Below are 23127 nucleotides of genomic sequence, written 5' to 3' on the forward strand. Positions count from 1 at the left end.
AGTTTCAGGGCCGTTAGCTCAGTTGGTAGAGCAGTTGACTCTTAATCAATAGGTCCAAGGTTCGAATCCTTGACGGCCCACCAAAAATAAAAAGGCGCCTGCTTAAACAGGTGCCTTTTTCTTTTGCGCCTGGCCTGCAACAATGTGTCTCGGCAGGCGCGTCCAGCGCCGCAGCGCGAAAGTGGCGGAATTGGTAGACGCCCTGGTTTTAGGTACCAGTGCCGCAAGGCGTAGGGGTTCGAGTCCCCTCTTTCGCACCATCCATCGGCCATGCCTGGCAAGGTCTCAAGGCCCGATAGGACCACCTGCTCCCGTCGCTCGTTCAGGGCGTGCGCTCTTGCGCTGGCAGGCATGGCTGGAATAGGCGAAACTATCCGGCTGCGGTCGTCCCGTACCCGCGTCCAATCCGTATTTTTCTATATCGTGCCGAGAGCCATGCGCTCCCGGTGGCAGGAGTCCACATGCAAGCTTCGATTGAAACCACCGGTACCCTGGAACGGCGTTTGACCTTCACCCTGCCGGAGGAGCGTCTGCAAAGCCATGTCGGCGGTCGCCTGCGCGAAGTCGCGCGCACCGCCCGGATCAAGGGCTTCCGTCCCGGCAAGATCCCGGCCAAGGTAATCGAGCAGCGTTTCGGACCGCAGATCCGCGCCGAGGCGTTGGATGGCCTGCTGCGCGAGACCTTCGACTCGGCGGTGCGCGAGCACGCGCTGCGTCTGGCCGGCAATCCGCGTATCGACCGTGCCGACGACAACGCGTTGCAGTTCGTGGCCACGTTCGAGGTGGTGCCGGATTTTGGCGACATCGACGTTTCCGCGTTGCAGGTGATTCGCCATACCGCCGAGGTCACCGATGCCGACATCGCGCAGATGATCGAGAACCTGCGTCTGCAGCGCCGTACCTGGCAGCCGGCCGGGCGCGCGGCGCAGGACGGCGATCTGGTGACCCTGGAGACTTGGTCGCAGGTGGGTGATGAGCGTTTGCCCGCCGAAGGTGTGGAGAAGGGCAGTAGCGTGATCGGCTCGGGTGTCATGTTCCCGGCGATCGAGCAGGGCTTGCTCGGCCTGTCCAAGGACGAGGAAAAGACCCTGGAGGTCGATTTTCCTGCGGACTGGCGCGTGCCGCAGTTCGCCGGCAAGCGGGTACAGGTGCATGTGAAGGCTGTCGAGGTCGCTGCCCCGGTGTTGCCGGAGGTGGACAAGGAGTTCATCAAGAGCTTTGGCGTGAAAAGCGGCGATCCCGAACAGTTCCGTAAGGACATTCGGGTCAATCTGGAGCGCGAACTCAAAGGGGCGCTGATGAATCGCCTGCGCCGCGAGGTCGGCGAGCAACTGATCGCGGCCTATGCGTCGGTGGAAATGCCGCCGCGTCTGGTCGAGAACGAAGCGCGAGCGATGCTGGCCGAACAGGTCGAGCAGATGCGTCGCGCCGGCCGCGATCCGGGTCAGGTGCCGGACGATGCGCATCATGGCTTTCTGGATGCCGCACGCAAGCGCGTGCTGGTCGGCCTGTTGGTTGGCGAGGTCGCGCGTCGCAACGAGTTGCGGTTGGACCCCAAGCGGGTTTCGGAGACTCTGCGTTTGATCGCTTCGACCTACGAGGAGCCGGAACAGGTCATTGAGATGTACCGCAACGATCCCCAATTGATGGGGGGGCTGCAGAGCCGCGTGATGGAGGAGCAGGTGATCGATTGGATCGCCGAGCGCGCCCAGCACACCGAGCAGGCGATGACGTTCCAGGAAGCGATCCGGCAATAAGGTGACGCCATGCCGCGGCCCGCATCGTGCATGCGGGTTGCGGATGTAAACCTAGCCTCCGCAGTTGCGGGGGTGGACATGAGAAGCCCTGCGCACCCCGTGCAGGCACGACATACAGCAGCAGGAGATCACCGCGTGGACAATGTCACCAAGGCCTTGAATCTGGTTCCGATGGTGGTCGAGCAGACCAGTCGCGGCGAGCGCGCTTACGATATTTACTCGCGTTTATTGAAGGAGCGCCTCATTTTCCTGGTCGGCCCGATCGACGACCACATGGCCAATGTGGTCGTGGCGCAGTTGCTGTTTCTTGAAGCGGACAATCCTGAAAAGGACATCAGCCTCTACATCAATTCCCCTGGCGGCGTGGTCACTGCGGGCATGGCGATCTACGACACGATGCAGTACATCAAGCCGGACGTGAGCACCATCTGTGTCGGTCAGGCGGCGTCGATGGGGGCGCTGTTGCTGGCCTCGGGCGCAGCCGGTAAGCGCTACGCACTGCCGAATTCGCGAGTGATGATCCACCAGCCGCTGGGAGGCTTCCAGGGGCAGGCCACCGATATCGACATCCACGCCCGTGAGATTTTGACGCTACGTGCGCGACTGAACGAAGTTCTGGCCAAGCACACCGGCCAGTCGCTGGAAACGATTGCCCGCGACACCGAGCGCGACAACTTCAAAAGTGCCATCGATGCGCAGGCCTACGGGCTTGTCGACCAGGTGCTGGAGCGTCGTCCTGATGAGTCGATCCAGCCGGCATAAGGCTTGCATGTCCTGCAAAACGTGGCGTATTCCGCAGGGTCGGGGTCGGGCTAGCGTCCATCCGGCCCTGTGTTATTCTCGAAATCGAACCCCCGTGCATCGGGTGGGGTAACTGGGTAAGCGAAGCTAATGAGCGAAGATCGGCAAGGCCGTTCCGGCGACAGCAACAAGATTCTTTACTGCTCGTTCTGCGGGAAGAGTCAACACGAGGTCCGTAAGCTGATTGCGGGGCCCAGTGTGTTCATCTGCGACGAATGCGTCGAGTTGTGCAACGACATCATTCGCGAGGAGCTCGAGGAAAAGGCGCAGTCCGCACGCAGCAGCCTGCCCAAGCCGCGCGAAATTCTGGAAGTGCTCGACCAGTATGTGATCGGCCAGCAGCGCGCCAAGCGCACGCTGGCCGTGGCGGTGTACAACCATTACAAGCGTATCGAGAGTCGGCAGAAGAACGACGAGGTCGAACTCGCCAAGTCCAACATCCTGCTGGTCGGCCCGACTGGTTCTGGCAAGACGCTGCTGGCCGAGACGTTGGCGCGCTTGCTCAATGTCCCGTTCACCATCGCCGATGCGACCACGTTGACCGAAGCCGGCTACGTCGGCGAGGACGTGGAGAACATCATCCAGAAGCTGCTGCAGAAGTGCGATTACGACGTCGACAAGGCGCAGCATGGCATCGTCTATATCGACGAAATCGACAAGATCTCGCGCAAGAGCGAGAACCCGTCGATCACTCGCGATGTGTCCGGCGAAGGCGTGCAGCAGGCGCTGCTGAAGCTGATCGAAGGCACGGTCGCCTCGGTACCGCCGCAGGGCGGGCGCAAGCATCCACAACAGGAATTCCTGCAGGTGGACACCAAGAACATCCTGTTCATTTGCGGCGGCGCCTTTGCCGGCTTGGACAAGGTGATCCAGCAGCGCTCCAACGATGCCGGCGGCATCGGCTTCGGCGCGAAGGTCAAGAGCGTCGAGCGCAAGCGCGAAGTTGGCAAGATCCTGGCCGAAGTCGAGCCGGAAGACCTGATCAAGTTTGGTTTGATTCCCGAGTTCGTCGGTCGTCTGCCGGTGGTCGCCACGCTTGAGGAACTGGACGAGCCGGCGTTGATCAAAATTCTGACAGAGCCGAAGAACGCGATCACCAAGCAGTTCAAGAAGCTGTTCGAGATGGAAGGTGTGGAACTGGAATTCCGTCAGGACGCGCTGCTGGCCATCGCCAAGAAGGCGCTTAAGCGCAAAACGGGCGCGCGTGGCTTGCGCACCATCGTCGAGTCTGTGCTACTGGACACCATGTACGAACTCCCGTCGCAGGAGAACGTCAGCAAGGTGGTCGTGGACGAGTCGGTGATTGAGCACAAGTCCGAACCCTACCTGATCTATCAGACTCCTCCGGCGCCGGCCAAACTGGCATCTGCGGAGTGAGCCGGACGGCACCTACGGCACAGCAGATGGTCCGGAATGTGCGGTAAATCGCTGAAACGGAAGGAAATCTATCGGCGCCCTTGCATCATCCTGGCGATGGCCCCATAACGGGGCCATCGGCGTTTTTATGGTCGCCGTCACGTGTTACCGCCTCCCATATCGGAATCCTCATGGCCCAGTCCTCATCCGAAGTCCTCGACCTGCCGGTCCTGCCGTTGCGCGACGTGGTGGTCTTTCCGCATATGGTGATCCCGCTTTTCGTCGGCCGCGACAAATCGATGCGTGCGCTCGAACATGCGATGGAGGCAGACAAGCGCATTTTGTTGGTCGCGCAGAAATCCGCCGAGACCGACGATCCGGTGGCGGTCGATCTGTACAACGTCGGTACGTTGGCGCAGGTGCTGCAACTGCTGAAGCTGCCCGATGGCACCATCAAGGTGCTGGTCGAAGGTCTTTCGCGGGTCAGTGTGAACAAAGTGGTCGAGCGCGACGGTGCGCTCCAGGGCGAAGGCCGCGAGATCGATGCCGCCGAGTCGCGCGAGGAGCGTGAGGTGGAGGCCATCGCCCGTTCCTTGATGTCGCTGTTCGAGCAATACGTCAAGACCAACCGCAAATTGCCGCCGGAGTTGTTGCAGACGTTATCGGGTATTGATGAGCCCGGACGTCTGGCCGATACCATCGCCGCGCACATCGGTGTGCGTCTGGCCGACAAGCAGCGCCTGTTGGAAACGCTACAAGTGGGCGAGCGGCTGGAGATGCTGGTCGGTCTGGTCGATGGCGAGATCGACGTGCAGCAGTTGGAGAAGCGCATCCGCGGTCGGGTCAAGTCGCAGATGGAGAAAAGTCAGCGCGAGTACTACCTCAACGAACAGATGAAGGCGATCCAGAAGGAACTGGGCGACCTCGACGATGCGCCGGGTGAACTGGAAGAACTGGCGCGCAAGATCGCCGAGGCGGGCATGCCCAAGCCGGTGGAGACCAAGGCCAAGGCTGAACTCAACAAGCTCAGGCAAATGTCGCCGATGTCCGCCGAAGCCGCGGTAGTGCGTAACTATCTCGATTGGCTGCTGGGCGTGCCGTGGAAAAAGCGCAGCAAGGTGCGCAAAGACCTGAAGGTGGCACAGGAAACCCTGGATGCCGATCACTACGGATTGGAAAAGGTCAAGGAGCGCATCCTCGAGTACCTCGCCGTGCAGTCGCGGGTGAAGCAGATGAAGGGGCCGATCCTGTGCCTGGTCGGGCCGCCGGGTGTTGGCAAGACCTCGCTCGGTCAGTCCATTGCCAAGGCCACCAATCGCAAGTTCGTGCGGATGTCGCTGGGGGGCGTGCGCGATGAGGCGGAGATCCGTGGACATCGCCGTACCTACGTCGGTTCAATGCCTGGGCGCATCGTGCAGAACCTCAACAAGGTCGGTAGCAGGAATCCTTTGTTCGTGCTCGATGAAATCGACAAGATGTCGATGGATTTCCGTGGCGATCCGTCCTCGGCGCTGCTGGAAGTGCTCGATCCGGAGCAGAACAACGCCTTCAACGACCACTATCTGGAAGTGGATCTGGATCTGTCCGAAGTGATGTTCGTGGCGACCTCCAATTCGCTGAACATCCCTGGCCCGCTGCTGGATCGCATGGAGGTGATCCGCATCCCTGGCTATACCGAGGACGAGAAGCTCAATATCGCCACGCGTTACCTGACGCCCAAACAGCTCAAGGCCAACGGGCTGAAGCAGGACGAATTGGAAATCGGTGCCGACGCGATCCGCGATATCGTGCGTTACTACACGCGCGAGTCCGGTGTACGCAACCTCGAACGTGAGGTCGCCAAGATCTGTCGCAAGGTGGTCAAGGAGATCGCGCTGGCTGGTCCAGTGTCGGCGGCCGTGGCAAAGAAAACGGCAGCGAAGAAGAGCGGTGCACGCAAGGACAAGGCGCGGGTCAGCGTCGGCTCCAAAAATCTGGAAAAATACTTGGGCGTGCGTCGCTTCGACTTCGGTCGTGCCGAGGAGCAGAATGAGATCGGTCTGGTCACGGGGCTGGCCTGGACCGAGGTCGGTGGCGATTTGCTGCAGATCGAATCGACCCTGGTACCGGGAAAGGGAGCGGTGATCCTGACCGGCCAACTCGGCGATGTGATGAAGGAATCAGCATCGGCGGCCTTGTCGGTGGTGCGTTCGCGCGCCGAGCGGCTCGGCATCGAAGCTGATTTCCTGCAGAAGCAGGATGTTCACCTGCATGTACCCGATGGTGCCACGCCCAAGGATGGTCCCAGCGCGGGCATCGCGATGGTGACCTCACTCGTGTCGATGTTGACCAAAGTGCCAGTGAAGGCGGATGTGGCGATGACCGGCGAAATTACGTTGCGTGGTCGCGTTTCGGCGATCGGTGGGCTCAAAGAGAAGTTGCTGGCGGCGTTGCGCGGCGGCATCCGTACCGTGCTGATCCCCGAGGAAAACCGCAAAGATCTGGCCGACATTCCTGAAAACGTGACCCGCGATTTGAAGATCGTGTCGGTGAAGTGGATCGACGAAGTGCTCGATCTGGCGCTGGAGCGGCCGTTGACGCCCAAGGCCACCACCACCGACGGCGAGCGGGCGACAGCGGTGCGGCGCAAGCAAAAGGCGTCGTCGAATGCGCGTGTTAAGCACTGATACGCGCTGAACCGGGTTCACGTAACTAGCTCAAACCCTCGCCGTTGCTGGCTTTTCGGCTTGCGCGGGTATGAGCCCACTGGTATAAATGCAAGGCTTGCAAGCACCTTAAACGGACATGCTTGGTAGTGCAAATCAATCGGGGCCTCGTTTAGACGAGGCAGGCCAAGCCAATACCCGATCCTTAATTCCGCGGTTTTCTACCGCACATGGAGTCATCAAGAAATGAATAAAGCCGAACTGAACGACGCTATCGCCGCTGCTGCCGATATTTCCAAGGCCGAAGCTGGTCGTGCCGTCGATGCCTTCGTGTCCGAAGTCACCAAGGCGTTGAAGAAGGGTGACAGCGTGACCCTCGTGGGCTTCGGCACCTTCCAGGTGCGTGATCGGGCCGAGCGCACCGGACGCAACCCGAAGACCGGCGACTCCATCAAGATCGCTGCGTCGAAGAACCCGACCTTCAAGGCTGGCAAAGCGCTGAAGGATGCCGTAAACTAACCGACTCGCTGGGGTGCTTAGCTCAGCGGTAGAGCGTCTCCTTTACACGGAGAGGGTCGGGGGTTCGAAACCCTCAGCACCCACCAAAGCACCACACAGCACGTTTCAATCGCGGAGTGGTAGTTCAGTCGGTTAGAATGCTGGCCTGTCACGCCGGAGGTCGCGGGTTCGAGTCCCGTCCACTCCGCCAGTTGTGCCGAAGCCTCTGAGAAATCAGGGGGCTTCTTTTCTCGCAGAAACCGCGCCCCGTTTCAGTCTGGCCGGGCCGCTCCGGGAATTCAGGCCATCGTGCCTGTCTCCGTTCGAATGCGGAGTGGTAGTTCAGTCGGTTAGAATGCTGGCCTGTCACGCCGGAGGTCGCGGGTTCGAGTCCCGTCCACTCCGCCATGTTGTACGCAAACCCTCCGAGTGATCGGGGGGTTCTTTATTGATGTCTTTCCCGTGTTCTTTCGGTGCGGGGCCGCGTTCTCTCGGTGCTTGCCCCCGTGACGTGGTTCGTCCTGCACACCCTTCCGCCGTGGGGCGTGAAGCGGGTTAAACTGGGCGGCTCGCTCATAGGCCTTTGGTTCCCAATGCTGCAGACACTCCGCGAAAAGACCTCGGGCTGGATCGCCACTGCGATCATCGGCCTATTGATGATTCCGTTTCTGTTCGTCATCGATACCGGCTACCTCGGTGGCGTCGGTGCCAATAACGTGGCCAAGGTGCAGGCGCCGCCGTCGTGGTGGTTGTCGGCGCCGTCGTGGTGGCCCGTCTCTTTGCTGTGGCAGCATCACGAGATCAGCACGGAACAGTTCCGGATGGGCTTCGAGCAGGCGCGTCAGCAGGCACGCCAGCAGCAGGGCGAGGCGTTCGACCCACGCGAGTTCGAGAGCATCGACAACAAGCGCAAAGTGCTGGACCAACTGATCGACGAGCAGGTGGTCAAGTTGGCGGCCGAGCAGGCTGGCGTGGTCATCGGCGACGCTAGCGTGCGCGATTACATCGCCAGCATTCCGGCCTTCCAGAACAACGGCAAGTTCGATCCGGAGCGTTATCGTTTGGCGCTGGCGTCGGGCACGCCGCCGCGCACGCCGGCCATGTTCCAGCAACTGGTGCGCGATGCGCTGCAGCAGTCGGTGATTCCCACTGGCCTGATGGAGTCGGCGTTCGGTAGCAAACAGGAAACCGAGCGCCTGATGAAAATGCTGGGCGAGACCCGCGACGTGGAGTTGGCAATGCTGCCGGAGATGCCGGCCGACACCGCGCCGGTCAGCGATGCGCAGGTGCAGCAGTGGTACGACACGCATACCTCCGACTTCAAGCAGCCGGAAACCGTGTCGATCGAGTACGTCGAATTGAACGCAGCCAAGCTGCCGGCGTCCAAGCCGGCCGATGAGGCCACCTTGCGCAAGCGTTACGAGGAAGAAAAGGCACGTTTCGTCGAACCCGATCAGCGCCTGGCTTCGCACATCTTGATCAGCGCTGGCAAGGACGCGGCTTCGCAGAAGGCGGCCGAGGCCAAGGCGGTCAAGCTGGCCGCCGAGGCCAAGCGGCCCGGCGCCGATTTCGCCGCATTGGCCCGTGCCAACTCCGACGATCCCGGTTCCAAGAACGCTGGCGGCGATCTGGGTTGGGTGGAGAAGGGCGTGATGGTGAAGCCGTTCGAGGATGCGTTGTTCGCGATGAAGCCCGGCGAGATCGTCGGCCCGGTGAAGAGCGAGTTCGGCTACCACGTGATCCAATTACGCGAGGTCAAGGGCGGCAAGGGTAAGTCGTTCGAGCAGGTGCGCGACCAGCTCGCCAGCGAACAATTGCAGGCCGACAACGAAAAGGCTTTAAGCGCATTGAGCGGCAAGCTGGTGGACGAGGTCTATAAGAACCCGACCGAGCTGGCGTCGGCGGCGAAGGACGTTGGTTTGCCGGTGCAGACCCTAGGTCCGTTCACGCGTGCCAGCGCCAGTGGGATTGCGGCGCAGCCGGCAGTGTTGCGGGCGGCATTCTCCGACGCGCTGGTGCAGGACGGTACGGTCAGCGACCCGATCAATCTGGGGCCGAACCATAGCGTGATGATCCGCGTCACCCAGCACCAGCCGGAGCAGATCCTGCCGTTGGCCAAGGTGCACGAGCAGGTGATTGCCGCAGTGCATGCCGACCGTACCGCCAAAGCGGCGGCAGCCAAGGCCGATGCCTTGCTGGTGCGGCTGCGCAAGGGCGAGACCTTGCAGGCGCTGGCTGGTCCGGAGAAGTTGCAGATCAACCCGATGCCCGCTCTGTCGCGCAGCCCGATGCCTAGCCCCGAAGCCAATCGCACGATCTTCAGCGCACCGCGGCCGGTGGCTGGCAAGCCGTCGTTTGGGAAGGTCGCGTTGCCCGCAGCGCCGGGCGCCGGCGGCAAGCGCTATGCCCTGTTCGCGGTCACCAAGGTGATGCCTGGCGATTTGAGCAAGGTGCCGGCCGAACAACAGACCACGTTCAAGCAGCAGTTGGCGCAGATCGAAGGCGCGGCCGATGCCAAGGCCTACGTCGATGCCATGCGTAAGCGTTACAAAGTGAGCGTGCAGGAAGCGCAGTTGTAGTAAGCGCGTGTCGTCCCTCGATGGCATGTATAGACAAGACAGGCCCGGCTGGCATTGCCGGGCCTGTCGCGTTTTGGATGGGTGGGACCGTCTCAATGTGTGTGGGGTGTGCAACGCGTTTGTTTGCGACGTGCGGGATGTCGCGTCGTCGGCTTGCCCAATCCGCGGTGCGGTACGGGTGCTTGAGTATTCGATGCCTGCCGCGCGATTGCTGGCCTTTGCGTTGGATGCTGTAGCGCGCACTCTCTCCCGCTAAGGCGCGATCCGTGCAGTCTCAGTCTGCGTAGTTCAATACCATGCCGGGACGCAGCAGGCTGCCTGCCGACAATCCGTTTTGTGTCAGTAATGCCTGCACGGTGATGCCATAGCGCTTGGCGATGGTCCAGGCGGTGTCGCCATCGCGGACCGTATGCGTGTGCCGGCGTGGCCTGGATGTGCGCTGACCGGTAGCAGGCATCGCCGATACGCTGTCATTGCTGCTGACGCTGATCGCTGTTGACGTGTCCTGCGGCGTCGGCGTGCGGCCTTGGGCAAGCGCGGAGCCGCTGCTCATCCCCAGCGGCACCAACACGGACAGCCCGCGCTTGTGGTTGCGTCTGTTGTCGAGGGCGGGATTCAGCCGTGCGAGCTGGTTGCTCGGCAGTGTCTGTTGCCGAGCCCAGTCGTCCAGGGCCATGCCGGCGGGCAGGATCTGCGCTTGCAGGATGGGCACGTCCCGGTCCAGCGATGCCATCCATTCGGTGTGGGTCTGGGCCTGCTCCAGCACGCAGGCCAGCGCATGCAGCTTCTCGACGTAGGCGTGGGTGACCGAAGCCAGGCCCGGCAGTTTATCCGGGCGCGCGCCCTGGGTATCCATGCCAGCGTGGCGCATGGACTGGAGCACGCGAGATTCGCCGCCGTTATACGCCATCAGTGTCAGCCGCCAATCGCCGCCGAATATCTCGTGCAGCGTCTGCAGATAGCGCAATGCAGCGCGTGTGGAGTCCACCGCCGACAAGCGGCCGTCATAGCTGCTTTCCACCGGGACATCGTGGCGACGTGCGGTAGCGGGGATGAACTGCCACAAGCCGGCCGGACCATTGCGGCGGCTGCGGGCGGCCGGGCGATAGCCGCTCTCGACGAACGGGATCAGTGCGAACTCGGTCGGCAAGTTCGCCGCGCGCAGTTCGTCGATCACGTAACCGAACAGCGGTAGCACGTCCTCGTCCGCGTTGGCCAAGCGAGCCGGTGCGTGCGAAAACTGCTGATGCCAGCGCGGATCGCTGGTGCTGGCATCGCAGTGTGCGTCCGCCAGGCCGTCGCGGAAGCGGGCCAGGATGTCGCGGCCATTGCGCGTCGTCGCTGGCGGTAGCGTCGCAGGATCCGCCGGTAGCGCGTTCACACCGGCCATGGTCTGTTCCAGCGTGGTACCCAACGGCGTGGCAATCGTCGTGCAAGGCAGTGCCGACGCCAGCGTCAGCGCGGCAGTCAACGCCAGCGCTTTCATGCGCGGAAATCGTCTTTCCAGCGCCTCAATTCAGCGAAGACGTCCACGTCCTCGTCCGCAGTTGCGTCGTCCGCCGCGCGACCGAGACGGGCGCCGACGGCCCGCCGAATCGCCGGCGAGGCCGTGCGCAGGAACGGATTGGTCGCCACTTCGCTGGCGAGCGTGACGGGAACGGTGGGATGTGCGGCATGGCGCATGGCCTGGACTTCCTGATGGCGCTGCCGCAGGGCAACGTTGGTGGGATCGACCATGACGGCGAATGCCGCATTGGCCAGGGTGTATTCATGCCCGCAGCACACCAGCGTCTCGCCCGGTAGGGCGGATAGCCGGTGCAGCGAAGCCAACATCTGGGACGGCGTACCTTCGAACATGCGCCCACAGCCCAGGCTGAACAGGGTATCGCCACTGAACAGGTAGCCATGGCCGACATAGGCTAAATGCGAGCGGGTGTGGCCCGGGACGGCGAGGGTATCGAACTGCCAATGTAACGCCTGGATGCTGTCGCCGTGGCCGACCCGGTGGCTGGCGCAATCGATTCGCGGATCCTCTGGCGCGTATACAGGTAGTTCCGGCCAGCGCGCACGCAAGGCTGGGACGCCGCCAATGTGATCGTCGTGGTGATGTGTGAGCAGGATCGCCGCCGGCTGCAGCCCTTGCGCTGCGGCCTCCAGCACTGGTTCGGCCTGGCCGGGATCGACCAGCAGGGCCCGCCCATCGTCTGCGGCGATTGACCAAATGTAATTGTCTTGGAATGCCGGCAGGGCGATCAGTCGCATAGAATCGGCACCATGCCTGCCGTTCTGCGCCCTCGTCAAGCCAATGTCTCATCCTGGTTTGATACGACCGGGGCGCAAGCGTTGCTTCAGGCTGAACAACCGCTGATCCAGGAGGCATTGCTCAAACGTCCCGCACAGCCCTGGCTGTGGTTGGCCCCGGTGCCGTCGATGCCGCTGTCGCGCGAGGTGCCAGGGCGCGGCTTGCGCCTGCATCGCAGCGCAAGCGGTTATGCGGGGGACCTGATCTGCAGACTGCCGTTGCCGCTGCCTTCGGAGAGCGTCAATGCGATCGTGTTGCAGCACGTGCTGGCGGCCGATGCGCTAGCGTTGCTGGAAGAGTGCGAACGGGTGTTGATGCCCGGCGGTCGGCTGTGGCTGTTCGCGCTCAATGCGATGAGTCCGTACCGGCTGCGCTGGCGACGTCAGGGGCTGGTGGCGCGACCGCCGGGCAGTTGGCGCGGCTTGCTCGAGCAGGCCGGGTTGCCATGCGTGGAGCAACTGCGTTATCTCGGACCGGTGTGGCCGACCCGCGCTGGGACCGGCGCGATCGCATCCACCGCACCGTTGCGCGCGGTCTGCCTGTTGCAGGTGGAAAAGCGCACCGCCGCCGGCATCGGCCCCATTGCCTTGCGTGCGCCGCTGCGCTGGCGCGGCTCGATCGCTTCCATCTGAATTCCCTCTGGATCCTCATGAAGACTGTTGACATCCATACCGACGGCGCCTGTCTCGGCAATCCTGGCCCCGGTGGCTGGGCCGCGCTGCTGCGCTACAAGGACCAGGAACGCGAGGTGGCGGGCGCCGAGGCGCATACCACCAACAACCGCATGGAGCTGATGGCGGCGATCATGGCGCTGGAGACGCTCAACGCGCCCTGCCAGATCGTGTTGCATACCGACTCGCAGTACGTGCGCCAGGGCATCACCGAGTGGATGCCGGGCTGGGTGCGGCGGCAGTGGAAGACCGCTGGCGGCGATCCGGTCAAGAATCGCGATCTGTGGGAGCGGCTGCACGCCGCCGCGCAACGGCACGCGATCGACTGGCGTTGGGTCAAGGGCCATAACGGCGACCCGGACAATGAGCGGGTCGATCAACTCGCGCGCGACCAGGCGGTGCGCGCGCGCGCCGGTGGCGGCGCGGTCGCCTCCTGAACCCTCTTTCCCCTGCAACGAGCCCTTCATGCGCCAGATCATCCTCGATACCGAAACCACCGGCCTGGAATGGAAAAAGGGCAACCGCGTCGTCGAAATCGGTGCGGTGGAACTGCTCGAACGCCGTCCCAGCGGGCGCCATTTCCACCGCTATCTGCGCCCGGATTGCGATTTCGAACCGGGCGCGCAGGAGGTCACCGGCCTGACCTTGGAGTTTCTCGCCGACAAACCGGAATTCCATGAGGTGGTCGACGAGTTTCTCGAATTCATCGACGGCGCCGAGTTGGTTATTCACAACGCTTCGTTCGACCTGGGTTTCCTCGACTACGAACTGTCGCGGCTGGGCGAATCCTACGGGTGTATTCTCGACCGTGCCAGTGTGGTCGATACTTTGTTGTTGGCCCGCGAGCGCTTTCCAGGGCAGCGCAATTCGCTGGATGCGCTGTGCAAACGGCTGGGTGTGGACAATGCGCACCGGCAACTGCACGGCGCGTTGCTCGATGCGCAGATTCTGTGCGAGGTGTACATCGCGTTGACCTCCGGCCAGGAGGAAATCGGTTTCGCCTTGGTCGAGGAGACAACTGGCAAGACCGATGCCCATGGTGTGGCTTTCGACATGGCGACGCTGTTGCCGCGTCCGCAGGTGCTGCCGACCGCTTCCGAATTGGAGGCGCATCAGGCACGGCTTGATACGTTGCGTAAAAAGGCTGGTCGGGCGCTGTGGGATGCGATTGAGCCGTTGCCGTCGGAGCTGGCAGGCTGAGGGTCGCATGCAGTCCGCCGTCGCGTGATGGTCGCTGCGTGTGTGCAGTAGCAGTAGCGTGGGGCACGCTTCGCTGCCTGCGCCGTTCAGTGGCAACGCACCAAGACGACCGTGATGTTGTCCGAGCCGCCGTCGTCCAGCGCCGCCGCTGCCAGCATGTCCACGCATTCCTGCGCGCTGCAGTCGTCGTGGCCCAGCGCGGTGGCAATACCGACTTCGCCCACATGCTCGGTCAGCCCGTCGCTGCACAGGAGCAGGCACACACCCGGACGCAGGTCGCCAGTCATCACGGCCACGTTGAGATGCTGTGGGTCGGTAATGCCGAGCGCCTGGGTGACCACATTGCGGTGCGGATGCGCGCGTGCCTGTTCCGCAGTCAGCGCGCCCTGTGCGATCAGCGCCTGCACGAGGCTGTGGTCCTGACTGAGCTGGGCGAGTTTGCCGTCGCGCCACAGGTAGGCGCGGCTGTCGCCGACCCAGGCCACTTCGAAGCGGTTCCCCTGCACGCGTGCGGCGACCACGCTGGTGCCCATCGGGAGGGGATCGTTGCGGCGTTGTGCGGCGTGGATGATTTCTTCGTCGGCGATCCGGATTGCCTGCGCCAGTGTGGCGCCGCCGCGCACTTGGCGGACGATGACCTCGCGCGCCAGCGCACTGGCGACCTCGCCGCAGGCATGGCCGCCCATGCCATCGGCCACCAGCCACAGGCCCAGCTCGTTGTCGCCGTAGTAGGTGTCCTCGTTGAGGTCGCGGCGCAAGCCGAGGTGGGTGAGATGTCCGAATTCGATCATTGCGCGCCTGTGGCTGGCCGGGCTTCCTGTGTTGTTCAGCACGCATCATCGCGGTCGCGCGCCGATCCGGCAATCGCCTGCGGCGGTGCAGGGCAGGTGGGGTTCATGGGCGTCGCCCGAACCGGTTGCATGCAAGCACGGGCGGCGCGCTGCTTGTTCGCACGCGGTGGGAACCGTATGATGCTTGCCCCCGGCCTGCCGGGGACGGCACGGGAAGGTGGCAGAGTGGTTGAATGTACCTGACTCGAAATCAGGCAGGCGTTTATAGCGCCTCGGGGGTTCGAATCCCCCCCTTCCCGCCAGTTGTGCATTGGGCCCCGTCAGGGGCCTTTATGTTGTTGAGCGCTTGCGATGCTGCGCAGACTTGGCGTTGAAGCTCGCCCTCTACACTCTTCATCCACTGTCCTCTGGGTGTCTGTCATGTCCGAAATTTTGGTTCCCGTGTCCTTCGGCGAATTGCTCGACAAGATTGCCATTTTGCAGATCAAGTCCGAGCGTATCGCCGACCCGGACAAACTGGTCAATGTGCGCGCGGAATTGTCGGCGTTGGAGAAGACCTGGATGGCGCATCCGGCTGCCGGCGGCGATGTGGCGCGCCTACGCGCGGAATTGAAGGCGGTCAACGCGCGGTTGTGGGTGATCGAGGACGAGATCCGGATCAAGGAGAAAGCCCAGGCTTTCGATGAGGAGTTCATCAAGCTGGCGCGCAGCGTGTATTACGAAAACGACGAACGCGCGCGGATCAAGAAAGAAATCAACGTGGCGCTGGGTTCCAGCTACATAGAAGAAAAGTCCTATCAGGACTACCGCAACACGTCCGCTTGAGTGCTGCGTCATGCAGGTCAGGTGCCGTGATCGGCACGGTAGCGCTCGAACGCGGCGATCGCCGCATCCACCTCGATCAGCGCCATGGCGCCATCGTGTTCGATCTTGCTGCCCCATTTGAGCGCTTCGGCCGGCTTGCCCAGGTACTTGCGCGCGGCCGCGTCGTATTTGTCCACGCAGTAGCGGATATCCGAGTACGGGCCGCTGCGGCGCGGGTTGCTCGCCGCATGCAGGCCCAGCACCTTGACGCCCATGGCGTTGGCGATGTGCATTGGGCCGGAGTCGGGGGTCATCACCAGCGCCGCCCGCTGCAGCAGGGCCGGTAGTTGCTTGAGCGTGTCGCGACCGACCAGATCCAGCAGCGGTGCGTGCGCCGCGGCAACGATGGCGTCGGCAGTGCTGCGTTCCAACGCACTGCGCCCGCCGCATAACACCACCCGCCAACCTTGCGCGACGGCGTGGTCGGCGACCGCGGCGTAACGTTCGGCATACCAGTTGCGGCGTTCGTGGCTGGAGCATGGCGAAATCAGCAACGCCGGGCGGCCGTCGTCGGGCCATTGCGCACGCGCCCAGGCATGCGCCGCATCGGGGACCGGCAGATCCCAGCGCACCTCGGTCTGACGTAGCCCCAGCGGCTCGCAGAAGCTGCCGATCGCGTCGAGCACATGGATACCGGGGCGGTCGGGGATGCGCTCGTTGATGAACACGCCATGCAGGTCCTTCGAACGGCTACGGTCGTAGCCAATGCGGCGACGCGCACGCACGCAGGCCGAAAGCACATTGGCGCGCAGCGCCACCTGCATCTGCAGCAGTGCATCGAAACCCTGTCTCGGTAGCTCGCGGCGCAGTGCGCGCATGCCAGCCAGGCCGCTGCGTTTGTCGTAGCGATGGAAGATCACCCCAGGCAGGCCGTCCAGCAGTTTGAGTCCGGCACTGTCGATGATCCAGTGCAATGGCGGTGCCTGTGGCCAGACATGTTGCAGCGTGCGCACTAGTGGCACGACGTGAGTCACGTCTCCCAGCGCAGACAGCCGCAACAGACACAGCGAGGGGAGCATTGCCGGCATGGTGTTGTTAGACTCGTAGGATGGTTGCATTCGACGCTACCGAAGCACTGACGCCATACCGCGAGAGCCGCGGCGATGGCGCCATTCTGTTCGACCGCGAACGACTGCGGCAACCCGAGCCGGCGCTGTTTTCGGCGACGTCCTGGGCCGAACGCGCGCGTCCGGTGGATGCTGGCGGGCGCGGTGGCACATGGTTCGTCGATGCGCCGTTCGGCGCCTGCGTGCTGCGCCAGTATCGCCGTGGCGGCTTGGTTGCCAAACTCAGTCGCGACCGCTACCTGTGGTGCGGTGCTCACCGCACCCGCAGCTTCGCCGAGTTCCGCCTGATGCGCGCGTTGATCGCGCGCAAGTTGCCGGTGCCCAAGCCCTTGGCCGCTTGCTATCTGCGCCAGGGGCTGCGCTATCGTGCCGCGCTCTTGATGGAGCGGCTGGAGGATGTGCGTTCCCTGGCCGATCGCGCATCGATTGCCGGTCACGGCGCCCCCTGGGAGGAGACCGGGCGGCTGCTTGCGCGCTTTCATCGCGCTGGCCTGGATCATGCCGATCTCAACGCGCACAACATCCTGTTCGACGGCAATGGTCGCGGTTGGTTGATCGACTTCGACCGCAGTGTGCTGCGCATTCCCGCCACCGGCTGGCGCGAGCGCAACCTCAAGCGCCTGCATCGCTCATTGTTGAAGCTGCGCGGCGAGCGCGGCATCGATGCGGTCGAAAAGGACTACGCACGCCTGCGTCGCGCTTACGACCTGGCCTGGGAGCGCGGTTGCTGATGAGTGCCTGGGCGCTGCGTTTCCAGGGCGTGGGCAACGCCTTGGCGGTGCAACTGGGTTCGCCGATGGCCACGATCGAGCGCGATGGTCGGCCGTGGCTGAGTATCGACTGTGGTGGCGAGGGCCTGAGCGCCTATCAGGCGCACTACGGCGCCATGCCGCAGGCGTTGTTCGTCACCCATGTGCATCTGGATCACGTGGCCGGGTTCGAGCGCCTGTTCGTGGACAGCTATTTCTCCGAACGGTGCGGCAAAGTGCGCTTGTACGTGCCGGCGACGGTGCTGCCGCTGCTACACCGCCGAGTGGCCGACTACCCGAACGTGTTGGCCGAGGGCGGCGCCAACTTCTGGGACGCGTTTCAGTTGATCGCGGTCGGCGACGCGTTCTGGCACGACGGCGTACGCCTGGAGGTGTTCCCGGTGCGCCACCACTGGCCGGAGACGGCCTATGGCATTCGCCTGCCGGGCGCGTTGGTGTGGAGCGGGGATACCCGGCCGATTCCGGAAATGCTCAACCGTTATGCCGGCGATGGCGAACTGATCGCCCACGACTGCGGTCTTCACGGCAACCCGTCGCATACTGGCGTAGACGATCTGGAGCGGGAATATCCCGCCGAATTGCTGCGAAGGACGATGCTCTACCACTACGCCAGCACCGAAGATGCCGAGGTCTTGCGCACGCGTGGTCACCGTGTGGCATGGCCGGGCGAATGCGTGGCGCTGCCCGCGCCGCGCTTGTCGCAGGTGCCCGCCGGATGAGTGCCGCCCTGCGCCCGCCGCTTGCGTCCGCGACGCCAGCGGACCGGCGCGGGCGTGCGTTGCACGATCTACGCCTGTCGGTGATCGAGGCGTGCAACTTCCGCTGCGGCTACTGCATGCCGGCCGATAAAGTCCCCGACGATTATGGGTTCGATGCGGCCGGGCGGCTATCGTTCGCGCAGATCGAAACCCTGGCGCGCGCCTTCGTGCGCAACGGCGTGCGCAAGCTGCGCCTGACCGGCGGCGAGCCCTTGCTGCGCCGCGAATTGCCTGAATTGGTGCGACGGCTCGCGCGCATTGCTGGCGTGGAGGATCTGGCGATGACCACCAACGGCGTGTTGTTGGCAACGCATGCGCAGGCCTTGCGCGACGCCGGCTTGCAGCGCGTCACCGTCAGCCTGGATGCGATCGATCCGTTGCTGTTCCGGCAGTTGTCCGGCGGCCGTGGCGAGATCGCGCAGGTGTTGGCTGGCATCGACGCCGCGGTCGCGGCCGGGCTGGGGCCGGTCAAACTTAATTGCGTGGTCCAGCGTGGGGTCAACGATGACCAGGTATTGCCGCTGTTGGCGCATTTTCGCGGCAGCGGCCATGTGGTGCGTTTCATCGAATACATGGACGTCGGCACATGCAACGCCTGGCGTCGTGACAGGGTGGTGCCCGCTGCCCGATTGCGCGAGCGCATCGCCGCGCGCTGGCCGCTGCATGCGCTGGAACCGCATTATCCCGGCGAAGTGGCCGCGCGCTACGTCTTCGCCGATGGTGGGGGCGAGGTCGGTTTCGTCGCCTCGGTCAGCGCGCCGTTTTGCGGCGACTGCCATCGTGCACGGGTTTCGGCCGATGGTCGTCTTTATACCTGCCTGTTCGCTGCCGAAGGGGCCGATCTCATGCCGGCGCTGGCCGATGGCGAGGAGGCGCTGACCGAACGCGTGCGCGTCTTATGGGAGCAGCGCAACGACCGTTACAGCGAACTGCGCGGCGACGCGCCGGCGACGCGCGGCAAGCATGTCGAAATGTTTCTGATCGGTGGTTGAGCGATGGACGCCGCACTGCCACGCGAATTGGTCGGGTTGGAACTGGCATTGCTGGAGCCGGTGCTGCGCGCTTCGTCCGAGCGCGTCGCCGACCTGCTCGACGACGCTTTCCTGGAGTTTGGAACATCCGGTCGCCGCTTCGACAAGCATGCCGTGTTGCATGCGCTATCTGTCGAGGTGAGCTGGTTCGCTGATCGTGTTTTCGATATGGACGCGCAGCTGTTGGCGCCGGATCTTGCGCAATTGCGCGACCGCAGCGAGCGTAGCGGTCGCGACGAACCACCGCGTCAGACGCTGCGCAGTTCGCTGTGGCAGCGCTGGGATGGCCAATGGCGCATGCTGTTCCATCAAGGTACGCCGATCCCCGGTGTTGTCTGAGCATCGCGCCGTGGGAGCGGCAGCGCCATCCATGACCAAGAAAATATCCGCCAAGTCCGCAGGCGCATCGGCGCCGACCCTGACCCATCTGGACCCGCAGGGGCTGCCTGCGATGGTGGACGTTTCCGCCAAGCCCGCCACCGCGCGCGTGGCGGTGGCCGAAGCGCGGGTGCGCTTTCCTGCGGCGGTTGCCGCGCAATTGCGCGCCGATGCGCTGCGCAGCGCCAAGGGCGGCATCGTCGACACCGCAGTGATCGCCGGCACGTTGGCGGTCAAGCGCACGCACGAGTTGATTCCGTTCTGCCATCCGTTGCCGATCGACGGCTGCCGTTTCGTCATCGACTGGGCGTCGCTGCAGGTGTTGCGTATCCAATGCCGCGTGCGCACCGTGCACCGTACCGGCGTGGAGATGGAAGCCTTGACCGGCGCCAGCATCGCCGCGCTGACCGTGTACGACATGTGCAAAGCGCTGACCCATGCGATGACCATCGGCCCGGTGCGATTGCTCGGCAAACGTGGCGGCAAGCGCGATGTCGGGAGCGTGGCATGAGCGCCTCGGTGACCGTGCTGTATTTCGCCAGCCTGCGCGAGGCGGCGGGAATTGACCGAGAACAGGTGCGAACGGCCGTGCCCGATCTGCGCGCGTTGTACGCCGAACTCGACGCCCGGCACGGCCTGCGCTGGCCTGCGCAACGCCTGCGTGTGGCGGTGGATGGCGCCTTCGCCGATTGGGGCGACGCATTGCGCGATGGCACGGAAGTGGTGTTCATTCCGCCGGTGTCGGGAGGCTGATCGATGTCCACCGCGCCGCGTTTCCATCTTGCCGACGACGCACTCGATCCTGTCGCGTTGCGCGTGCCGCTGGCGCATGCACAGGCCGGTGCCTATGCCAGCTTCGAAGGCTGGGTGCGCGACCACAACGACGGTCGCGCCGTCGATGGCCTGCGCTACGACGCCTATGCCGCCCTGGCCGAGGTCGAAGGCCAGCGCATCGCCGACGAGGCATTGGCCCGTTTCGCCATTCTCGATCTGCGCTGCGTCCACCGTATCGGCGACTTGGCGATTGGCGATTTGGCCGTATGGGTGGGCGTGATCGCCGCGCATCGCGATACCGCCTTCGGCGCCTGCCGTTATGTCATCGACGAGGTCAAGGCGCGCGTGCCAATCTGGAAACACGAGCGCTACCGCGACGGCGACGCGGGCTGGTTGCATCCGGAATAGCGCGTGTGGCATCGCGCAACGCGCACGCCGCAGTTGCCCGACGATATGCGAGCGCGCAGCAAGCCAGAAGCATCGGCGATGCGAAAGTGCGAACAGGGGGAGTAGGGTGGCGACCCCGCCGGCTAACCTCGGCGCCCGCGTCGATCGATACCGTTGCTGCCTTCCGGCCCTGGCGGGGTTTTCGACCTAGCGTCGCGAGGGGCCGACGGGGCCACCATAGAGACGAAACCGCGCCAGCGGCGCGGTTCTTGCCCGTTTAGGAATTCCTGCGCGAGAGGCGAAGGAGTTCTGCGCAGGGCGGCGCAGGGAAACTGGCGGAGAGAGGGGGATTCGAACCCCCGAAGCGCGGTTTAGACGCTTACACACTTTCCAGGCGTGCTCCTTCAACCACTCGGACACCTCTCCGGTTTCTTGCGGGGCCAGCGGTCCGCGCAAGGGCGGAATTCTAGCCGCCGCGGCCCCCATTCACAAGGTGAGCGAGCGGCGGTGCTCAGGCTGGCCGCCGCCTGTTCATGGTCGCGCAGCGCCTGGACCCCACGTTTTCCCAGTCAGCGAGGGATGGGTGGGGGCCGCGCTGGCACCTGAGCGATGACCCTGGCGCGACATGGCACAATAACGGTTCAGATGAAGACGGTCGCCTGATGTCCTATCTCGTTCTCGCCCGCAAGTGGCGCCCCAAGCGTTTTGCCGAACTGGTGGGGCAGGAGCATGTGGTCCGTGCGCTCACCAATGCCCTGGACAGCGGGCGGGTCCACCATGCCTTTCTGTTCACGGGCACGCGCGGCGTCGGCAAGACCACCATCGCGCGCATCTTCGCCAAGTCCCTGAACTGCGAGCAGGGCACCAGTGCCGATCCGTGCGGCAAGTGTGCAGCCTGTCTGGACATCGATGCAGGCCGCTATATCGACCTGCTGGAGATCGACGCTGCGTCCAACACCGGCGTGGACGATGTGCGCGAGGTGATCGAAAACGCGCAATACATGCCTTCGCGCGGCAAGTTCAAGGTCTATCTGATCGACGAAGTGCACATGCTGTCGAAGGCGGCGTTCAACGCGTTGCTGAAAACGCTGGAAGAGCCACCGGAGCACGTGAAGTTTCTGCTCGCCACCACCGATCCGCAGAAGCTGCCGGTGACGGTGCTGTCGCGCTGCTTGCAGTTCAACCTCAAGCGCCTGGACGAGATGCAGATCCAGGGGCAGATGACCAAGATTCTGGCGGCCGAGCAGATCGAGGTGGATGCCTCGGCCATCGTGCAGTTGGCCAAGGCCGCCGACGGCAGTCTGCGCGACGGTCTGTCGCTGCTCGATCAGGCCATCGCCTACGCTGGCGGCGCGCTGCGCGAGGATGTGGTGCGGACGATGCTGGGGACGGTCGATCGCACTCAGGTCGGTGCCATGCTCGATGCGCTGGTCGATGCCGATGGGGCGCGATTGTTGCAGGTCGTCGCGGGTTTGGCCGAGTTCTCACCGGATTGGGGCGGCGTGCTGGAGGCGCTGGCCGAGACGCTGCATCGCATCCAGGTACGGCAACTGGTGCCGGGTGCTGCGTTGGATACGCTGGACGGCCTGGATCTGGCGCCGCTGGCCGAGCGGCTGCGTCCGGAAATCGTGCAACTGTGGTACCAGATGGCATTGAATGGGCGCCGCGATCTGTATCTGGCGCCGAGTCCGCGCGCCGGGTTCGAGATGGCGGTGTTGCGGATGCTGGCGTTCCGCCCAGCGAACGCTGCGGCATTGCCGGCGGCGTCCGCCGCGGGCGCGCCAGCGCAGGAGCAGCATGGCGCGACGTCGGCCGCTTCCGCTGCGCCGGCCGCGTCCCCGTCGACGGTGGCGGCGGTAACTCCTTCCGCATCGATCATGTCGCCGACACCGACAGTCGTCCAGACATCTACCAATGCGTCCGCGACTGCGCTGGATCCACCGTGGGATCCACCCGCGCCGTCGCCGGCACGCCCGGCCGCGCCCGCTGCGCCGATGCCGACCACCACGCGCCCGCCGCTTGTGTCAGCCCCCGAAGCGGACACAGTGCCGCCGCCGGCCGAGGCGCCGCGTGCGTCATCGCCGACTGCCGTTGGCGCACGCGGTCTGCACAGCACCGAGGACTGGTTGGCACTGGTCGCCGACTGCGGCCTGACCGGTCCGTCACGGCAACTCGCGGCCAATGCCGCCTTCGTCAGTCATGCCCAGAGTGTGCTGCGGTTGTCGCTGTCGCCGGGTTTCGAATATTTGCAATCGGACCGTTCGCTCGGCGAACTGGCCGAGGCACTGGCCGAGGCACTCGGCCAGCGGCCGAAGATCGTGATCGAAAGCGGCATCGCGGTCGATACCGAAACCCTGCACGAGCGTTCGCACCGTCAACGCGGCGAGCGTCAGAACGCGGCCGAGGCTGCGTTCCTCAACGACCCGGCGGTGCAAGCGCTGATGCAGCAGCAAGGCGCGCGGGTCGTGCCCGATTCCATCCGTCCCTACGATGAGTGA

22 protein-coding genes, 7 tRNA genes and 1 other RNA gene are annotated in these 23127 nt (G+C 64.0%); 24 read left to right on the forward strand and 6 right to left on the reverse strand.

What is annotated here, in order from left to right; translation table 11 throughout:
• The first annotated feature begins 7 nt into the window (after window positions 1-7).
• The 11 genes from XaFJ1_RS02610 (at window position 8) to XaFJ1_RS02660 (ending at window position 9636) form a co-directional block, all read left to right on the forward strand.
• Window positions 8-83, forward strand: a tRNA-Lys gene (locus XaFJ1_RS02610).
• Between the two features lie 92 nt (window positions 84-175).
• Window positions 176-260: transfer RNA gene (locus XaFJ1_RS02615), tRNA-Leu, on the forward strand.
• 201 nt (window positions 261-461) lie between these two features.
• Entirely contained in the window at window positions 462-1757 is a 1296-nt protein-coding gene (tig, locus tag XaFJ1_RS02620; RefSeq protein ID WP_012915121.1) for a trigger factor, read from the forward strand.
• A 135-nt stretch (window positions 1758-1892) separates the two neighbouring features.
• A complete protein-coding gene (gene clpP, locus XaFJ1_RS02625) occupies window positions 1893-2519 on the forward strand; it encodes an ATP-dependent Clp endopeptidase proteolytic subunit ClpP (protein WP_012915122.1) in 627 nt (208 codons plus the stop codon).
• A gap of 129 nt (window positions 2520-2648) precedes the next feature.
• Window positions 2649-3935 (forward strand): ATP-dependent Clp protease ATP-binding subunit ClpX, encoded by a 1287-nt coding sequence (clpX, locus tag XaFJ1_RS02630; protein ID WP_012915123.1) that lies wholly within the window; start codon window positions 2649-2651, stop codon window positions 3933-3935.
• Window positions 3936-4105: 170 nt separating this feature from the next.
• A complete protein-coding gene (lon, locus tag XaFJ1_RS02635; protein WP_012915124.1) occupies window positions 4106-6580 on the forward strand; it encodes an endopeptidase La in 2475 nt (824 codons plus the stop codon).
• A gap of 225 nt (window positions 6581-6805) precedes the next feature.
• A complete protein-coding gene (locus XaFJ1_RS02640) occupies window positions 6806-7078 on the forward strand; it encodes an HU family DNA-binding protein (RefSeq protein ID WP_009607753.1) in 273 nt (90 codons plus the stop codon).
• An 11-nt stretch (window positions 7079-7089) separates the two neighbouring features.
• Window positions 7090-7164: transfer RNA gene (locus XaFJ1_RS02645), tRNA-Val, on the forward strand.
• A 27-nt stretch (window positions 7165-7191) separates the two neighbouring features.
• Window positions 7192-7268: transfer RNA gene (locus tag XaFJ1_RS02650), tRNA-Asp, on the forward strand.
• A gap of 120 nt (window positions 7269-7388) precedes the next feature.
• Window positions 7389-7465: transfer RNA gene (locus XaFJ1_RS02655), tRNA-Asp, on the forward strand.
• A gap of 185 nt (window positions 7466-7650) precedes the next feature.
• The gene (locus XaFJ1_RS02660; RefSeq protein ID WP_012915125.1) at window positions 7651-9636 is read left to right on the forward strand and encodes a peptidylprolyl isomerase; all 1986 of its coding nucleotides are present in this window, start codon (window positions 7651-7653) and stop codon (window positions 9634-9636) included.
• 274 nt (window positions 9637-9910) lie between these two features.
• Here XaFJ1_RS02660 and XaFJ1_RS02665 read toward each other — a convergent pair whose 3' ends face one another.
• Window positions 9911-11122 (reverse strand): lytic transglycosylase domain-containing protein, encoded by a 1212-nt coding sequence (locus XaFJ1_RS02665; RefSeq protein WP_045756713.1) that lies wholly within the window; start codon window positions 11120-11122, stop codon window positions 9911-9913.
• Entirely contained in the window at window positions 11119-11898 is a 780-nt protein-coding gene (gene gloB, locus XaFJ1_RS02670; RefSeq protein ID WP_012915127.1) for a hydroxyacylglutathione hydrolase, read from the reverse strand. The genes XaFJ1_RS02665 and gloB overlap by 4 nt, the downstream gene beginning before the upstream one ends.
• 12 nt (window positions 11899-11910) lie before the next feature.
• Between gloB and XaFJ1_RS02675 the strand changes: the two genes are divergently transcribed.
• Genes XaFJ1_RS02675 through dnaQ form a run of 3 tightly spaced genes read left to right on the forward strand, consistent with a single transcriptional unit; the run spans window position 11911 to window position 13809 of the window.
• A complete protein-coding gene (locus tag XaFJ1_RS02675; RefSeq protein WP_012915128.1) occupies window positions 11911-12570 on the forward strand; it encodes a class I SAM-dependent methyltransferase in 660 nt (219 codons plus the stop codon).
• Window positions 12571-12587: 17 nt separating this feature from the next.
• Window positions 12588-13046, forward strand: a complete 459-nt coding sequence (gene rnhA, locus XaFJ1_RS02680; RefSeq protein WP_012915129.1) for a ribonuclease HI — start codon at window positions 12588-12590, stop codon at window positions 13044-13046.
• Window positions 13047-13074: 28 nt separating this feature from the next.
• Window positions 13075-13809: a DNA polymerase III subunit epsilon gene (dnaQ, locus tag XaFJ1_RS02685; protein ID WP_012915130.1), complete on the forward strand. Its 735-nt coding sequence runs from the start codon at window positions 13075-13077 to the stop codon at window positions 13807-13809.
• Between the two features lie 86 nt (window positions 13810-13895).
• Here dnaQ and XaFJ1_RS02690 read toward each other — a convergent pair whose 3' ends face one another.
• Window positions 13896-14600: a PP2C family protein-serine/threonine phosphatase gene (locus tag XaFJ1_RS02690; RefSeq protein ID WP_012915131.1), complete on the reverse strand. Its 705-nt coding sequence runs from the start codon at window positions 14598-14600 to the stop codon at window positions 13896-13898.
• Between the two features lie 211 nt (window positions 14601-14811).
• Between XaFJ1_RS02690 and XaFJ1_RS02695 the strand changes: the two genes are divergently transcribed.
• Window positions 14812-14902: transfer RNA gene (locus XaFJ1_RS02695), tRNA-Ser, on the forward strand.
• 118 nt (window positions 14903-15020) lie between these two features.
• Window positions 15021-15425: a DUF6165 family protein gene (locus XaFJ1_RS02700; protein WP_012915132.1), complete on the forward strand. Its 405-nt coding sequence runs from the start codon at window positions 15021-15023 to the stop codon at window positions 15423-15425.
• Between the two features lie 17 nt (window positions 15426-15442).
• On the opposite strand, the gene XaFJ1_RS02705 is transcribed toward XaFJ1_RS02700, so the two are convergent.
• A complete protein-coding gene (locus tag XaFJ1_RS02705) occupies window positions 15443-16492 on the reverse strand; it encodes a glycosyltransferase family 9 protein (RefSeq protein WP_012915133.1) in 1050 nt (349 codons plus the stop codon).
• A 20-nt stretch (window positions 16493-16512) separates the two neighbouring features.
• Between XaFJ1_RS02705 and XaFJ1_RS02710 the strand changes: the two genes are divergently transcribed.
• The 7 genes from XaFJ1_RS02710 to XaFJ1_RS02740 are packed head-to-tail and all read left to right on the forward strand — an operon-like array spanning window position 16513 to window position 20650.
• The gene (locus XaFJ1_RS02710; RefSeq protein WP_012915134.1) at window positions 16513-17262 is read left to right on the forward strand and encodes a 3-deoxy-D-manno-octulosonic acid kinase; all 750 of its coding nucleotides are present in this window, start codon (window positions 16513-16515) and stop codon (window positions 17260-17262) included.
• Window positions 17262-18020, forward strand: a complete 759-nt coding sequence (locus XaFJ1_RS02715; protein ID WP_012915135.1) for an MBL fold metallo-hydrolase — start codon at window positions 17262-17264, stop codon at window positions 18018-18020. Before XaFJ1_RS02710 ends, XaFJ1_RS02715 begins: the two co-directional genes overlap by 1 nt.
• Window positions 18017-19051 (forward strand): GTP 3',8-cyclase MoaA, encoded by a 1035-nt coding sequence (moaA, locus tag XaFJ1_RS02720; protein ID WP_012915136.1) that lies wholly within the window; start codon window positions 18017-18019, stop codon window positions 19049-19051. Before XaFJ1_RS02715 ends, moaA begins: the two co-directional genes overlap by 4 nt.
• Window positions 19052-19054: 3 nt before the next feature.
• Window positions 19055-19429, forward strand: coding sequence for a nuclear transport factor 2 family protein (locus XaFJ1_RS02725; RefSeq protein WP_012915137.1), 375 nt, complete (start codon window positions 19055-19057; stop codon window positions 19427-19429).
• A 31-nt stretch (window positions 19430-19460) separates the two neighbouring features.
• The gene (moaC, locus tag XaFJ1_RS02730) at window positions 19461-19979 is read left to right on the forward strand and encodes a cyclic pyranopterin monophosphate synthase MoaC (protein WP_012915138.1); all 519 of its coding nucleotides are present in this window, start codon (window positions 19461-19463) and stop codon (window positions 19977-19979) included.
• On the forward strand, window positions 19976-20221 hold the full coding sequence (locus XaFJ1_RS02735; RefSeq protein WP_012915139.1) for a MoaD/ThiS family protein: 246 nt from the start codon (window positions 19976-19978) through the stop codon (window positions 20219-20221). Before moaC ends, XaFJ1_RS02735 begins: the two co-directional genes overlap by 4 nt.
• A 3-nt stretch (window positions 20222-20224) precedes the next feature.
• Window positions 20225-20650, forward strand: coding sequence for a molybdenum cofactor biosynthesis protein MoaE (locus XaFJ1_RS02740; protein ID WP_012915140.1), 426 nt, complete (start codon window positions 20225-20227; stop codon window positions 20648-20650).
• 112 nt (window positions 20651-20762) lie between these two features.
• On the opposite strand, the gene ffs is transcribed toward XaFJ1_RS02740, so the two are convergent.
• Both ffs and XaFJ1_RS02750 read right to left on the reverse strand, forming a co-directional pair.
• Window positions 20763-20859, reverse strand: an RNA gene (gene ffs / locus XaFJ1_RS02745) — signal recognition particle sRNA small type.
• A 103-nt stretch (window positions 20860-20962) separates the two neighbouring features.
• A tRNA-Ser gene (locus XaFJ1_RS02750) sits at window positions 20963-21055 on the reverse strand.
• A gap of 236 nt (window positions 21056-21291) precedes the next feature.
• On the opposite strand from XaFJ1_RS02750, the gene dnaX reads away from it, so the two are divergent.
• Window positions 21292-23127, forward strand: a complete 1836-nt coding sequence (gene dnaX, locus XaFJ1_RS02755; protein WP_012915141.1) for a DNA polymerase III subunit gamma/tau — start codon at window positions 21292-21294, stop codon at window positions 23125-23127.

Origin of the sequence: Xanthomonas albilineans (assembly GCF_009931595.1) — a bacterium.
GTDB lineage: Bacteria > Pseudomonadota > Gammaproteobacteria > Xanthomonadales > Xanthomonadaceae > Xanthomonas_A > Xanthomonas_A albilineans.

Excerpts from the sequence above, each read along its gene's own strand:
- XaFJ1_RS02665 (WP_045756713.1), bottom strand. The coding sequence starts at position 11,122 with ATGAAAGCGCTGGCGTTGACTGCCGCGCTGACGCTGGCGTCGGCACTG.
- XaFJ1_RS02715 (WP_012915135.1), top strand. The coding sequence starts at position 17,262 with ATGAGTGCCTGGGCGCTGCGTTTCCAGGGCGTGGGCAACGCCTTGGCG.
- clpX (WP_012915123.1), top strand. The coding sequence starts at position 2,649 with ATGAGCGAAGATCGGCAAGGCCGTTCCGGCGACAGCAACAAGATTCTT.
- gloB (WP_012915127.1), bottom strand. The coding sequence starts at position 11,898 with ATGCGACTGATCGCCCTGCCGGCATTCCAAGACAATTACATTTGGTCA.
- lon (WP_012915124.1), top strand. The coding sequence starts at position 4,106 with ATGGCCCAGTCCTCATCCGAAGTCCTCGACCTGCCGGTCCTGCCGTTG.
- XaFJ1_RS02640 (WP_009607753.1), top strand. The coding sequence starts at position 6,806 with ATGAATAAAGCCGAACTGAACGACGCTATCGCCGCTGCTGCCGATATT.
- XaFJ1_RS02725 (WP_012915137.1), top strand. The coding sequence starts at position 19,055 with ATGGACGCCGCACTGCCACGCGAATTGGTCGGGTTGGAACTGGCATTG.
- XaFJ1_RS02660 (WP_012915125.1), top strand. The coding sequence starts at position 7,651 with ATGCTGCAGACACTCCGCGAAAAGACCTCGGGCTGGATCGCCACTGCG.
- XaFJ1_RS02675 (WP_012915128.1), top strand. The coding sequence starts at position 11,911 with ATGCCTGCCGTTCTGCGCCCTCGTCAAGCCAATGTCTCATCCTGGTTT.
- XaFJ1_RS02690 (WP_012915131.1), bottom strand. The coding sequence starts at position 14,600 with ATGATCGAATTCGGACATCTCACCCACCTCGGCTTGCGCCGCGACCTC.
- dnaX (WP_012915141.1), top strand. The coding sequence starts at position 21,292 with ATGTCCTATCTCGTTCTCGCCCGCAAGTGGCGCCCCAAGCGTTTTGCC.
- tig (WP_012915121.1), top strand. The coding sequence starts at position 462 with ATGCAAGCTTCGATTGAAACCACCGGTACCCTGGAACGGCGTTTGACC.
- XaFJ1_RS02735 (WP_012915139.1), top strand. The coding sequence starts at position 19,976 with ATGAGCGCCTCGGTGACCGTGCTGTATTTCGCCAGCCTGCGCGAGGCG.
- moaC (WP_012915138.1), top strand. The coding sequence starts at position 19,461 with ATGACCAAGAAAATATCCGCCAAGTCCGCAGGCGCATCGGCGCCGACC.
- XaFJ1_RS02700 (WP_012915132.1), top strand. The coding sequence starts at position 15,021 with ATGTCCGAAATTTTGGTTCCCGTGTCCTTCGGCGAATTGCTCGACAAG.
- dnaQ (WP_012915130.1), top strand. The coding sequence starts at position 13,075 with ATGCGCCAGATCATCCTCGATACCGAAACCACCGGCCTGGAATGGAAA.
- XaFJ1_RS02705 (WP_012915133.1), bottom strand. The coding sequence starts at position 16,492 with ATGCCGGCAATGCTCCCCTCGCTGTGTCTGTTGCGGCTGTCTGCGCTG.
- moaA (WP_012915136.1), top strand. The coding sequence starts at position 18,017 with ATGAGTGCCGCCCTGCGCCCGCCGCTTGCGTCCGCGACGCCAGCGGAC.
- XaFJ1_RS02710 (WP_012915134.1), top strand. The coding sequence starts at position 16,513 with ATGGTTGCATTCGACGCTACCGAAGCACTGACGCCATACCGCGAGAGC.
- XaFJ1_RS02740 (WP_012915140.1), top strand. The coding sequence starts at position 20,225 with ATGTCCACCGCGCCGCGTTTCCATCTTGCCGACGACGCACTCGATCCT.
- rnhA (WP_012915129.1), top strand. The coding sequence starts at position 12,588 with ATGAAGACTGTTGACATCCATACCGACGGCGCCTGTCTCGGCAATCCT.